We start from the raw sequence: 12,367 nt of genomic DNA, 5'->3' as shown, positions 1-12,367 counted from the left end.
CGCCGGAAGAAGCCGTACGCCTGCGTACGCGGACCGATCCAGCCCCTCGAACGTGGGTCATGTGAGGCACGCGGATCGAATCTCGGTCCAGGCGTCAGATGTGGCCAGTATTCAGCCTCGACGCCACCGGCCCCCGGTGTCAGCATCGCCGGTGGCCCATCAACCGCGTACCAGGGGGAAACATATGGCTGGCCGAGCCCGCATCATAAGGAAGATCGCCACCGCTTCCGCAGCCGCTGCACTGCTCGCACTCTCGATCAACGCGGGAACCGCCAGCGCCAGCACACCCCAGCCGTTCGCCGGCCAGGCCCGCGCCGCGCATCTCACCCCCGCGCAGGACAGCGCGCTGCGCGCCGAAGTCGCCAAGTACCTGAAGCGCAGCGGCGGCAAGCAGATCTCCCTCAACGAGATCAAGGTCGACGACAAGCGCACCATCCGCGTCGCCATCCCCGGCGAGGCGCACCCGCGCACCTTCACCGACCACGGCAGCACCGCCCCCGCCTACAGCAGCATCTGCAACCCGTTCGCCTACACCCAGAACGGCTATTTCTGCGCCTTCAGCGACTACGCCTGGGCCGGCAGCGAAGACCAGATGTACTACTGCCACTCCTACGACATGAACTTCACCAGTACCGGATCGTGGGTGAACCGCCAGTACGGAACGCACGCTGCGAAGTTCTACGGCAAGCGCGGCGACTACCTCGGCCAAACATTGCCGCCGATCTCCGCTTCCAAGGAGCAGAACTGGTACTACGTGTGGACGGTCGTCCCCTGCTGAACAGGCCGCCGAACAACGATGCCTTGCCGCCGGGGACATAGAACCGGAAAGGGCCCGGTGGAGCGTCGTCGCTCCACCGGGCCCCGTTGTCCGTCCTGTTCGCTACGCGGCGGGCCCGAGCTTTCTCCAAGGCTTGCCGCCGTTGGACTCGGACTGCCCCGGGGCGACGGTGGTGTACCACTGGGCGTACCAGTACCAGCCGTCGTGCTTGACGAACGCGGCCGTTGAGGTGGCCGGGTCGCCGCTCACGATGTGGGTCTCCCTGGTCGTTGTGCCGTTGGCGACTTCGACGTCGTGGTCGCCTGTGGCGGAGCGGAGCTTGAACAGCCCGTTGTGCCGGGGCCCTCCGGGTGCGCCCTCACTGCCGTTGTCGGCGATCGGGACGAGCTTCCACTTCTGCTCGGCGCGTCCGTCACAGCCGACCGAGGCGATGTCGGTGCGGGAGTCGGTCGCGGTCATGCAGCGGTCGCCGCTGGCGATCGTGTAGAGGCCGTCTCCGGCCGGGCGGATCTGCCAGTACTGGTTGGGGTTGGACTCAGTGAGCTCCACCAGGTGGACGCGGGACTGGTCGGGGTTGTTGTCGATCATCATCGGCTGTCCCGAGGGGCTGTCGCCGTACTCGAACATCCAGCCCTTGTCCCCCTTGTCGTACATCCGCCAGAGGCGTCCGCCGTCGGGCCGGTAGACCTGCCCCTGCTGCCAGTCGGCTGCCTGGCAGCGGTCCCCGGAGGCGGGGGCCGGCGGGTCGACGACATCGACGTCGCGGCGCCGGTCGCCGGTGCTGCCGAACTCCTTGTCCCCGACCTTGAAGGTGACGTTCGCGGGGCCGGTGATGGGCAGGTAGTACTTGAGGTCGATGTCGCGGTACTTGCCCGGTGGCAGGTCCTCGCAGTAGCCGAGTTTGAGCGTGAGGCGGTGGAAGTCGCCCTTCAGGCCGCCGGCGTTGGGGCCGGTGTGCCCGGGCGTGAGTCCCTTCATCTCCTTGTAGTCGTTGTCCTTGACGATGGGCGGTGTCGAGGTCGGGATGTCGAGGGAGATCTCGGTCCCGCGGCCGAGGGGCACCTTGCTGTCGTTGGTGATCCGCAGCTTGGGCTGGACCGGGTAGAAGTCGTCCTTACCCGTGGGGAAGTCGACCAGCTCCGCCTTGACGTCGATCACCTCCCTGGGCTGCGCCCGCCCGCCGGCCTTGGTGTTGTCGTATGCGCCCGCGCCCTTGAAGGCGTTGTCCAGGCGGGTAGTGAGGTCGTAGCCCATGCCCCACTCGCCGCCCGGGCGCTTGGTGTAGTCGCCGGCGAGCTCCCAGACCATCGCACCGCCGATGTTCTTGTCGGCGATGTACTGTGCCTTGGCGTCGATGGACCGCTCGTTCTCGGTGGACAGGAAGACCTTCGTGGCGTCGTTCCACAGCCAGGGCGCCTTGAGGGCGTCCGAGTACTTCTCGGCATATGTGCCGGTCAGCTTCGCGTCCTTGACCCCGTAGGACTCCAGGTATCCCGGAGTGACGCCGTCCTGGAGGTTCTTGGTGTGCCACAGCGGGTTGGAGCCGGCACCGACCTCGCGGCCGTCCTCGGTGTCGTGCCAGACATTGTCGATACCGACCGCACCCAGGCCGCAGGACTGCGCGTTGGCCGGGCCGCGTCCTCCGGTGCCCTGGGGGCACTGGGACTGGTCCGGCATCGCCGCGGTCCCCCACAGCCCGTCGGTGCCGCCCTGGACATCGCGCCAGCCCCGGGAGTAGTACGGGATGCCGAGGTTGATGCGGCCGGGCGGGAGCGCGCCGCGGTAGTAGTGGTAGGACCAATCGACGTTGAAGTAGCCGTGCTTCTGGAAGTCCTTCGTATTGGCTGCCTGGTCGTTGTAGATGCCGGCGTCGGCCAGTTCGTTGTCCTTGCCGTCGTCGTACAGCGGGGCCTGCGGGCCGACGAACTTGTTCCACGAGCCGTGCAGGTCGTAGCTCATGACGTTGACGAAGTCCTGGTACTGCAGCGCCTGGCCGGCGTCCTGGCCGCGTACCAGGTAGCCGGAGGAGGATCCGGCGGAGGTGAGCAGGTAGTAGCGGCCCTTGTCCGCGCCGGCCTTGTCGAGCTTTTCGCGCAGGGTCTTCATCAGCGCGTTGTAGCCCTGCTGGAGGCCCTTGCGGCGCGGGTTGGAGACGTCCCAGTCCTTGGGGTTGCCGGTGTTGGGCAGGGCGGTGGGGTATTCGTAGTCGATGTCGACGCCGTTGAACCCGTAGCGGTCCAGGAACTCCGTCACCGAATCGGCGAAGGTGTCGATGCCGGCCTGGTTCACCGAGCCGTCGGCGTTGGTGGCCATGGTGTAGAAGTTCCGGGTGTCCGCCCAGCCGCCCACCGAGATCAGCGTCTTCACGGCCGGGTGCTTCTTCTTGTAGGTGTTGAGCAGGTTGAAGTGCCCCTTGTACGGGAGCGACGGGTCCATGGCGTTCTTCGCGCCGTCCCAGGTCATGCCGGTGGCCGGGTTCTTGGCGTCGGACGGGTCGCCGATGGAGATCCGGTCGTTGTCGACGCGGGCGAAGGCGTAGTTGATGTGGGACACCTTGGACCAGGGGATGTTGGAGACGAGGTACTTGGGGTCCCCGTTCGTCCCCGCCCGCCAGCCGGTGAAGTACCCGACCATGCGCCGGGTGCGGTCCTTGCCGACCCACTCGCGGCCCATGCCGTCGTAGACATCGCAGTAGCGGGTGGAGACGCCCTGGGTCGCGGTCATGCCCTCGGGGCGGCAGTCGCCGGAGGCGGCGGGTTTGGTGCCCCGGTCATCAGCGGAGTCGTCGAAGGGGTCACCGGCGTCGCCGTTCTTGGGCTTGTCCGGTGCGATGCCGAGGGTCTTCCAGCGCTGCCCGGTGTCGCCGGACGCGCAGTCCTTGACGGCCAGCGTCTCATCCGTGCCTGCGGCTGTCAGACACAGGCCGCCATTGCGCAGCCGCGACCAGCCGTCGCCCGCGTCCTCGGCCTGCCACAGCTGGGCCCCGTCCCCGTCGTTGTCCTTGGCGAGGTGAGCCTCGTGCTTGCCGGTGTCATGCGCCAGTACGGGGGCGCCGTCCAGGGCGCTGATGATCTGCCACCCCTTCGGCGTGGACCGCGTCCGCCACTTCTGGGCGGGGTGGTCCTTGGGCGCGAGCGCCTTCACACGGGTACCCGGCTCGGCGTTCGCGTTGTCGACGTCGGCGACAAGGCCGTCCTTGGCGGACTGGAGCGGGCCGGTGCGGTCGATGGGCTGGGGGCGGGGGGTGATCTTTATGTCCGCCTTCTCGATGCTCCACTCGTCGCGAAGGAAACTCACGTTGTTGCACGGCCTCAGGGACCCCCATTGGGGGGAGCCGGGTTCGGAGGCCAGGCACCACTTCTCATCGTCCGTGGTGATGAAGAAATTACCGTCTGGCGAGATTGGCCTGATCTTCCAGATACGGGGGGTGTCGGTGACGGTTGCCCATTGCCATGAACTACTGCCGTCTCCCTGCAGGTACTGTCCCGTCCGGTTCCTGATGGTGGTCTCTAGTACCTCGTCGTCCTCAGGCTCTTTGCCGAGCTTGAGGGCACTAGGGTCACCGTTGATGTACCACCGTCCTGTGTCGGCGTCGTCCGGGCCCGTGGACACCCACTCGGAATCGGCTGTGCGGCGCTGCAGCACTTCCTGGGGAATGGCGTCATTCGTCTTGTACTGGGAGATGCGCACGGTGTGCTCCGTCCCCACGTCGTCGCTGCCCTTGCCCGGAGTGCCCGCGCATGTCAACGTCCGTGCCTGGCCCGGCACGCGCGACTTGGCGAAGGTCGTCAGGCACGTGCCGAGCGCCTTCTGCCCGTAGGCGTTGGGGTGAATGGCTTCCTGCTTGTCTCCCTGGGACCCCCACAGCCAGTTCTTGGAGCTGTCGACCTGGTACGGAATCCACCGGACCCATTCGGCTTCCGCGCTCGACAGCGGGTTCGCGCGCGAGTTGGCGCTCGTGGCCTGCTTGGCGCTCCGGTGGCACAGCTCGTGCCCGGTGAACGCGTTCTCCACGTTCAGCAGGGACACCCCGGTCTCGTCCGCCGCGCCGCGCAGCATGGAGGTGATGCCCGGCATGAGTTTGTCGCGGGCCCAGTTCAAGTCGCTGTCGCGGAATGGGCAGCCACCGGCCGAGTAGCGGGTGTTGTCGTCTTCGTCGTACCGCATCTGTGCGGCCCTGGGCAGCGGATTCGGATACGTGCTCAGCACCAGGTCGTAGTCATCGCTCTCGTACCCGGCGTCCTCCATGACCGAGCGGATCTTCTCCAGGGCTTTGACGACGTCGCCCCGGGTCCGGTCCAGCTTTTCCTTCAGCGACGTGTTCGCGGAGTTCGTGTTGCAGGTGCCGCCGCGCGGCCACCCCCAGAATCTCCAGACGCAGTCGGTGATGATGTCGGAGAAGCCCAGGTCATTACCCCCGATGGACACCACGATCATTTTGACGTCGTAGTCATCCGCCAGTTCCGCGAGCCTCTCCGCCTGCGGCTTCTGGTCCTTGAACCCCTCCGAGACAATGTTCTTCGTCTCGGCCCCGGAACAGGCGATATTGAACCGGCGCTCTTCGGGGATGTCGTCGATCGCGGCGCTCTTGATGGGTGCGACGTCTGACCGGTCACAGCGGTTGCCGCCGTCGTCGTATGACGTGTCACCGTAGACGCAGTCCTTGTTGTCCGCGCAGTCGGCCCTGCGGTCGGTGCCCCATACGTCGCCGCTGGGAGAGGTGTTGGCGTTGCCCGCCCACCGGCCGCCCTCGCCGGAAAGGTAGCTGTCGCCCATCGAGACGGCCGCCGAGGCGGCACAGAGCTCCGCGTCATCGGCCGAACCGGCTGATCTCGGCTTCTTCGACGTGCATTCAGCGACTGGATTCACCTTCGGGTCCACGGGCTCCGTGGAGAAGACCACCGCGTTGTGATCGGACCCGAGCGCCTTGATGCTCTGGAGCATGGTGGCCTTGTAGTTCGTGGCGATGTCCCCCTTGGCCACGAGATAGTCCAGCTCCCTTTTGCTGCTGGGGCGCGTCAGTTGCCCCGATGTGACGAGTTTCTCGTCATCGTGCAGCGCCAGGTCTGCATATACTCCCTCCTTCTTGAACTTCCACGATTCCGGGGTGCGGTTGTAGTCGCCCAGAACCGCCCAGCTGTCCGTGTCGACGGGACGCGTATGCTCACGGATAGCTTTGATAGCCGCAGGAGCATTGTTCGTTCTCCCGTAGTTGGATCCGTTCGTCGCATGGAACGAGTAGTACCAAGTGCCCTTCATGTGAACACCGATGGCCGGGGCGGTAACGTCCTCCTTCCTCGGTGTCCGTATCGGCCCCTCCGGCTCCCCGGAATCCGGCTCATCGAATTTTGGGTCGCCGCCCACGCTCAGCGGCATTGGAAGGACATCGATGTCGGACCAGTTGACCTTCTCCCTGGTCACGATCGCCACGTCGCGGTTCAAGAGAACCTGGTTCTTCGGACGATTGAGGTAACCTGACGCGCGGTAGTAGTAGTAACTCTGGTGCGCAACGGTGAGAACGGAACTCTCCACCGTGTAACCGGCGATTTCCCTGTTCTCCAGAGAGGTTCCGGGGAGTTCGGTGTGAACTCTGTTGGTCGTTCCCTTCGAGTTACGCACTTCCTGCAGGGCCAGCAGTTTGATGCCATGGTCCAGCATCAGCCTTGGGACTCCGAGGTCGAGCCTGTCCCCCTTGTACTGCATGTTCCAGGTCGCCACCGTCAGGTCCGACACGGCGGCCGACGCCGGGGGCGCCGGAAGCCACCATGTCTGCACCAGTCCGACGAGGAGCGTCAGGGACAGTGCAGCGACCGACCACACCCGCAGGCGCCCGGGACGTCCTGCGGTGCCCCAGGGCCCCGCAGTAGTTCTTCTTCGTTTCATGGGTACTTCCGTCGGGAGTTGTTGATCAAGAAAGGAACGAGCCTATGCGAGTCCCATCAACACCCGATAAACACTGGAGCAACCGGTAGCACCCCTCGCTTACTCACCCGCCCATGGCCAGCCCCCTTCGCGCCGCCTCCGCCCAATGCCGCGCCCCCGCCCGCTCCGCGACCGCACGTGCCCGGCGGTAGTGGTCGGCGGCCTCCCGCGGGCGGTCCAAGAGATGAGCCAGGGCGCCGAGGTGGTGGGCGACCGGGCCCAGGGTGACAACGCCGCTGCCGGCGCCGGCCAGGCCGTCCGCGGCGGGGAGGAGTTGGCGGTAGACCGAGGACACCGTCTCGCGGTCGCCCAGTTCGACGGCGAGGACGGCGGCCAGGCCCAGGCGGGCCTCCAGGAGGTAGTCGCGCGGGAGGGGCGGGCCGCGGCGGCGACAGCGGTACAGGCACTGACCACGCCCGAAGCAACGCGAAGCTAGATCGACGCACCCGTTGCCGCACCGCGTCCTTCCAGCGGCGAACTGGCTCTGGCTCATCTGCATGGCCTGGAACAGGCACTGAAAGCACTCGCAGTCCCGTTGCAAGGCCCCGTCGCTCCCGCCTGGCGGCCTGCATGTGGAGGGCTTGGCTTTCGCACGGAGGCCGGCGTTTCCTGCGCGCGGTTGGATGGGGGTGGTGAAGTGACGGCCTGGGGCGTCGGGGAGCGCGAACCGTGTGGAAAGTACGTGCCGTGCGCCAGATAGCGCTGGCCGACGCTTGGCAGGGCGACATTCCACTGCCCGCCCTTCCGGGAGATCGTGACCAGGCCCCGGTTCTGTAGTGCTTGGCAAGTGGTCTTGTAGGAGCTGGTCTCCCAGAGCCGGCAGGACACCCGGCTCCCACCCGCTGCAACACCGAGAGCTGCCTGTCATTGCCCCGTCGTTTCAATGGCCCGCCTTCGACTCGAGGTTGACGTACCACGGCGGCATGTTGTCAGTTCCGTTTGCCAGCGACGGGCGGTTCGAAACGATCTACCGCCAGCGGACACCCACTATCCGCGAGCGGTGGCTCGCGGACTTCGAGGTCGCCTGCCGCAAACTCTGACCTTCCCCTCGTAACGTAGAGCCGTGACTGAAGGGGAAGTTGGGGGGCACGGGCGAGAAGCGACGGTCGCATGACGCGCCGTTCCGTGAGGGTGCGGTGCGGATCGTGCTGGAGACCGGGAAGTCGGCCGCGGAGGTCGCGCGGGACCTGGGTGTTAGCTCAGACACCAGCCGCAAGTGCATCTCCCGTAGAGGGTCTCGATGCGGGTGCCGAAGCGGAAGATCGAGCCGTGCGCCGCGATCCGGCGTGACCATCGGGCTGGTATGTCGATGCGGGTCCTAGGTGGGCTACGGGAGGGGTTCGGTCAAAAGGACCTGGTTCCGCTCATGAGACGCCGATGGACGCGATCTTCGTGACGCGTCCATCGGCCATCTGGCCGACGAGAATGCGGGGCAGGAGGTCTTCGTGCTCGGTCCACTCGCCGAGCACGACCCCCAGTTGGTGATTGTGGTCGGCGTGCCAAACGACGTCGCCCGTGACGCGCTGCCCCACGGCCGGCAGCTCCATGCACCGGGGCATCCTGTCAATCCTGGCCAGGCCCATGGCGTTGGGGTGATCGTCGATGGCGAGGAAGACACCGAACGGCTGCCGGCCGACGACCTCGCCGGCGATACGAGTACCGACAGGCAGCACGCGGACGGTCTCGGACCACGCCGAAGCCACGTCGGGCACGAGCCTGCCGTCCTCCCCAGGCCAGCAGTACTCACTCATTCGCAGATCATGGCATGCACCGGTCATTGCCCGGAGCGGCGTCACCTCAACCGGATGCTGGGATGCCGCTGATGAGGTTGCGACTGGCGAAAGTGGCTGCCGTCTGCGCAGTTCTGACCGGGGGGGCACGGGCACCTGCCGGGCTCGCACGGGCTGAGCGGGGATGTCGGACAAAGAGCAGGGCGTCACCGGCGCCGGCAGCCCTGGCGCGGGACGTCCGACCCCCAACCACCGCGCGCGGGTCGGTGCCTGTTTCTGATCCCGTACCCGCAGGTCGAGTACGGGGAACGGGCGGGAAGCCGTCGGCGCTCGTGGAACGGCAAGCGTGACCGTTCCACGAACAGAACTCCTCGGGCGCCTGGTCGCGGAGAAAGCTAAGCCTCACCCCGATGATCTTGAAAGCTCCGGGCCCTGAGACACTCCGTTCGTCAGTGATCAACCTTCGGTAGTGAGCCTCGGGAGAGTCCGTGCAGACGGAATACAAGAACTGGTTGTGCCAGAACTGCGGGTGGATCTATGAGGAAAAGGCCGGGCGTCCGGAGGAAGGGATCGCGCCGGGGACCGTGTGGGCGGACCTGCCCGAGAACTGGACTTGTCCGGAGTGCGGAGAAGGCAAAGAAGCCTTCGAGATAGTCCAGATCTGAGTGCCTTCGTGGAACGGTCATGCTGACCGTTCCACGAACGCCGATCCATTCCCGCCCGCTCCCAGTACCCCTCATGACCTGCGGGCATGAGGTCAGAAACAGGCACTGACTGCGGCTATCAGTTGACTGCGTGTCTGGGTTGGCGAGTGAGCAGTCGAGAGGGCGGATTGTGCCGCCCCAGCCACGCCCTGGCGCAACGGAGGGTGCCCGCCTCCCACAGGCGGGCACCCTCCGCAAGCAGCTGGATTCAGCGCTCGTCGCCCCTGCCGCGGAGCGAGTCCTTGACGTCTGCCACGGCTTCCTTCGCCTTGCCCATGGCCTGGTCCATCTTGCCCTCGGCCGTCGTCCGCTTATCGCCGGTCGCCTTGCCGAGCGCTTCCTTCGCCTTGCCCTTGACCTTGTCCGTGCCTCCCTTGTCAGCCATGTCCAACCTCTTCGCTCGTGGGGTCACTAGCAACGGCAATCCAAGGCCTATGTCGGCATTCCGCTCGCTGGTGCCCAGCGGTCTCCGTCGACGCGCGGGCAGTCCCGGCCTGGTTCACCCGTACCGCACTTGTCCCATCGGGGGGGCAGCCCGCTCCGCCCACGCCGGTACTGGTGGGACCCGAACACCATTCAGGTGGTCGGCGGCGCCGACCTCAATCTCCACCGAGGACCATGCGGGATCGCCCACTGAGTCGCCCGCGCGGACCCATGCCCGCACTACAGACCCGGCACACACCACGGATACGGCGACCAGCAGCGACCGAGACCGCGAGACGGCGCCCGCCCCGAGGAGGGGACGCCGTCTAACGGAACGCCCGCCCCGGGCTCCAACCCCGCCCGGCCACACGGCGGTTGGCTCCCTGACTCTGCCTGTGCCGTACCGGGTCCCGGGCGTACGCTCGGAATATGAGCAGTGCCGGGCAAAGGATCAAGGACGTCCGCAAGAGGCGCGGACTGACCCAGCGCGAGCTGGCGAACGCGTCGGGGGTGTCCCTCTCCGCGATCCGGAAACTGGAGCAGGGCGAGCGCGAGACGACCAGCCTGGAGACCCTGCGCAAACTCGCGCACGCCATGCGGGTTCCCACGATGCGCCTGTCCGGCGGCCCGCACCCCGAGGACGCCAGTCCCGAGACCGTCGACCTGTGGGCGGACGTGCGCAGTGCCATCGAGGCGCCGCCGAGCACCGAGGCCCTGGGCGACGACGTCCAGCCGACCGTCGAGGGGGTTCGATCCGCGTTGGCCGCGACGACTCCCCTGTTCTCGGATGACCGGTTCGCCGCGCTGTCCGTCATGCTGCCCCCCTTGCTGCGGGACGCCGAGGCCCTGGGCCCCGAAGGGCGTCGCGTGCGGGTGCGGCTCTTGCAGCTCTCGGGGTGGCTCATGGTCCAGACGCGCCAGTTCGGGGCCGCTGAGACGGCGCTGGAGCGCGCCCTGGACGATGCGGCCGACCGGCTGGAGGGTGCGGCCACGGTCAACACTTCGTGCTGGCTCCTGCTGCGCCAGGGCGAGCTGGAGCGGGCGTATGACCTGGCGGTGCGGTGGGCCGATGAGACCGAACCGCGGATTTCGCGCGCGACGCCGGCCGAACTGAGTACGTGGGGCTGGCTGCTGCTGCGGGTCTCTGCGGCCGCGGTGCGCAACGCGCAGCCCGGGGACGCCGAGGACGCATTGCGGTTCGCCACGTCGGCGGCCGTCGCGCTGGGGCGCGAGTACGCCCCCGAGAACGACTTTCTGCGCACCTTCGGGCCGACCACGGTCAAGCTCAAGGCCGCCGAGAACGCGAGCGTGACCGACCGGCCGGACAGGGTGCTGCGTCTGGCCGAGGGCATCCCGGTTTCCGGCCTGAAGCCCACGAGCAACAACCGCAACCGTCACCTCCTGGACGTGGCCGACGCGTACGCGAAGACCGGCGACTACGCCGAGGCGTTCGAGCGGCTGGAGAGGATCCGCTCCGACAGTCCCGAGTGGCTGCCGAACCAGCGCTACGCCCGCGACATCCTCGGCCGGGTGATCGCCGGTCGGCGCACGTTGACGACGGAGATGCGGGCAATGGCCGACGTCGTGGGCCTGCCGCTGTAGGGCGTGTGGCACTTCCCGCAGACGGGCTTGCGAAGTGCCACAGACAGGGTGAGCGGGTGTCCCCGGGGTGGTTTTCCTAGACCACACGAGGGGAGCCGACGATGGCTCACAGAACGGACGCGGACCGCCAGCGCAGGCAGGTACTTGCCGACTTCGTGGCGGGCGACTGGAGCCCCACCCTGGGCAGTTACGCGGTCGACAAAGCCAGCGGCCGGACCGGTGAGGTACGCCGCCTGTACCAGGGCAGCGTGTTCCTCGTTCCGCCGGGCGGAGGCGCCGAATGGGCCGTACCGCCGACCGGGCTGCGGCGGCCGACCCGCTCCGAGGTTCACCAGGCGCGCGTGGACCCCGGTCGGAACGAACCGGTGAGCGCCCCCGCGCGGCGGCGCACACGACCCACGAACGCGTTACCGGCCCCCACGCCGGTGAGTCTCATCGACGACCCTGACGGCCCCTACACGGGCTCCCCCACCGGGTGGTGGACGCAGTACGGCGGGGCGCTGCACCGGCGCTCCGGCGTCGTCTACATCCCACACGGGCCACTCACACGCGGCCTGCCTCGCCGCGAGTACCCGCACGGCGGGCACCGATGAAGCCCCCCACCCCGGCGGGCCCGCCACGCAGCGCCTTCCGCAGCGCGCACGACATCACCCTGGGCATGGTCCTGTTCGACCGCGACTACGAGATGCCCGGCACCGTGCGCGGGATAGACGCGTTCATGGTCGAGATGGAACGCCCCACCGGCCTCATCTGGCGGTCCCATTTCCGGCGCCTGCGCCCGGCCAGCGAGTGGGAGCGCAAGCAACTCGTCGCGGTCGGCAGGCTCCACCAGGTCCGCCAGCGCGGCCGGTCCTAAGACTCCCGCTCCCTGCCGAACGGTCCCCTTGGCCGTGGTCCCCGGCAGAGAGCGGGCCACGGCCCCGCCCGGTCGCACGCCCCGTGAAGCGGAGACGGCCGGGCGGGGTCCCCAGAACCACCCCAACTCGCTACAACTGAAGGAGAGTCCGCCATGAGCGGCAAGAACGACGAGGTGAACGGGTACGACGTGTACGAGCAGGAAATCATCACCCCCGCCGAGCCCGAGCCCGAGCCGGACGACTCAGACGACGACAATGGGTAAGAAGCCGTGGAAGGGCGTCGGCGCGTTCATCAAACGCGACCTGCCCGAGCGCTCCGAACTGTCCTGGCTATGCCCAGTCCACAAAGAC

Annotated in this window: 10 protein-coding genes; 6 read left to right on the top strand and 4 right to left on the bottom strand. The window is 67.4% G+C overall.

The genetic code is table 11. The features are described from left to right. Positions 1–184 precede the first annotated feature (184 nt). On the top strand, positions 185–778 hold the full coding sequence (locus tag BG418_RS31965) for a hypothetical protein (RefSeq protein WP_188277535.1): 594 nt from the start codon (positions 185–187) through the stop codon (positions 776–778). Between the two features lie 102 nt (positions 779–880). Here BG418_RS31965 and BG418_RS31960 read toward each other — a convergent pair whose 3' ends face one another. Further along, positions 881–5,761, bottom strand: a complete 4,881-nt coding sequence (locus tag BG418_RS31960) for a glycosyl hydrolase family 18 protein (protein ID WP_188277534.1) — start codon at positions 5,759–5,761, stop codon at positions 881–883. A 1,003-nt stretch (positions 5,762–6,764) separates the two neighbouring features. Then, positions 6,765–7,193: a hypothetical protein gene (locus BG418_RS31955; protein WP_188277533.1), complete on the bottom strand. Its 429-nt coding sequence runs from the start codon at positions 7,191–7,193 to the stop codon at positions 6,765–6,767. A gap of 586 nt (positions 7,194–7,779) precedes the next feature. Between BG418_RS31955 and BG418_RS31950 the strand changes: the two genes are divergently transcribed. After that, positions 7,780–8,022, top strand: a complete 243-nt coding sequence (locus tag BG418_RS31950; protein ID WP_188277532.1) for a transposase — start codon at positions 7,780–7,782, stop codon at positions 8,020–8,022. Between the two features lie 42 nt (positions 8,023–8,064). On the opposite strand, the gene BG418_RS31945 is transcribed toward BG418_RS31950, so the two are convergent. Continuing rightward, the gene (locus BG418_RS31945; RefSeq protein ID WP_188277531.1) at positions 8,065–8,412 is read right to left on the bottom strand and encodes a hypothetical protein; all 348 of its coding nucleotides are present in this window, start codon (positions 8,410–8,412) and stop codon (positions 8,065–8,067) included. A gap of 506 nt (positions 8,413–8,918) precedes the next feature. On the opposite strand from BG418_RS31945, the gene BG418_RS31940 reads away from it, so the two are divergent. Then, the gene (locus tag BG418_RS31940) at positions 8,919–9,095 is read left to right on the top strand and encodes a rubredoxin (protein WP_188277530.1); all 177 of its coding nucleotides are present in this window, start codon (positions 8,919–8,921) and stop codon (positions 9,093–9,095) included. Between the two features lie 247 nt (positions 9,096–9,342). Here the strand turns inward: BG418_RS31940 and BG418_RS31935 are convergent, their stop codons facing one another. Beyond that, complete coding sequence (locus BG418_RS31935) at positions 9,343–9,519, bottom strand: CsbD family protein (RefSeq protein ID WP_188277529.1); 177 nt, start codon at positions 9,517–9,519, stop codon at positions 9,343–9,345. A 467-nt stretch (positions 9,520–9,986) separates the two neighbouring features. Here BG418_RS31935 and BG418_RS31930 point away from each other — a divergent pair, with 467 nt between their 5' ends. The 3 genes from BG418_RS31930 to BG418_RS31920 all read left to right on the top strand — a co-directional run bounded on the left by BG418_RS31930 (position 9,987) and on the right by BG418_RS31920 (position 12,015). Then, entirely contained in the window at positions 9,987–11,159 is a 1,173-nt protein-coding gene (locus BG418_RS31930; RefSeq protein WP_188277528.1) for a helix-turn-helix domain-containing protein, read from the top strand. A gap of 101 nt (positions 11,160–11,260) precedes the next feature. Beyond that, entirely contained in the window at positions 11,261–11,752 is a 492-nt protein-coding gene (locus tag BG418_RS31925) for a hypothetical protein (RefSeq protein ID WP_188277527.1), read from the top strand. Then, on the top strand, positions 11,749–12,015 hold the full coding sequence (locus BG418_RS31920; protein WP_188277526.1) for a hypothetical protein: 267 nt from the start codon (positions 11,749–11,751) through the stop codon (positions 12,013–12,015). Before BG418_RS31925 ends, BG418_RS31920 begins: the two co-directional genes overlap by 4 nt. The last annotated feature ends 352 nt before the right edge of the window (positions 12,016–12,367 follow it).

The organism is Streptomyces sp. CBMA152 (assembly GCF_014596475.1).
Lineage (GTDB): Bacteria > Actinomycetota > Actinomycetes > Streptomycetales > Streptomycetaceae > Streptomyces.
The sequence above is the reverse complement of the archived record's forward strand: the minus strand, read 5'-3'. Positions and strand labels throughout refer to the sequence as shown.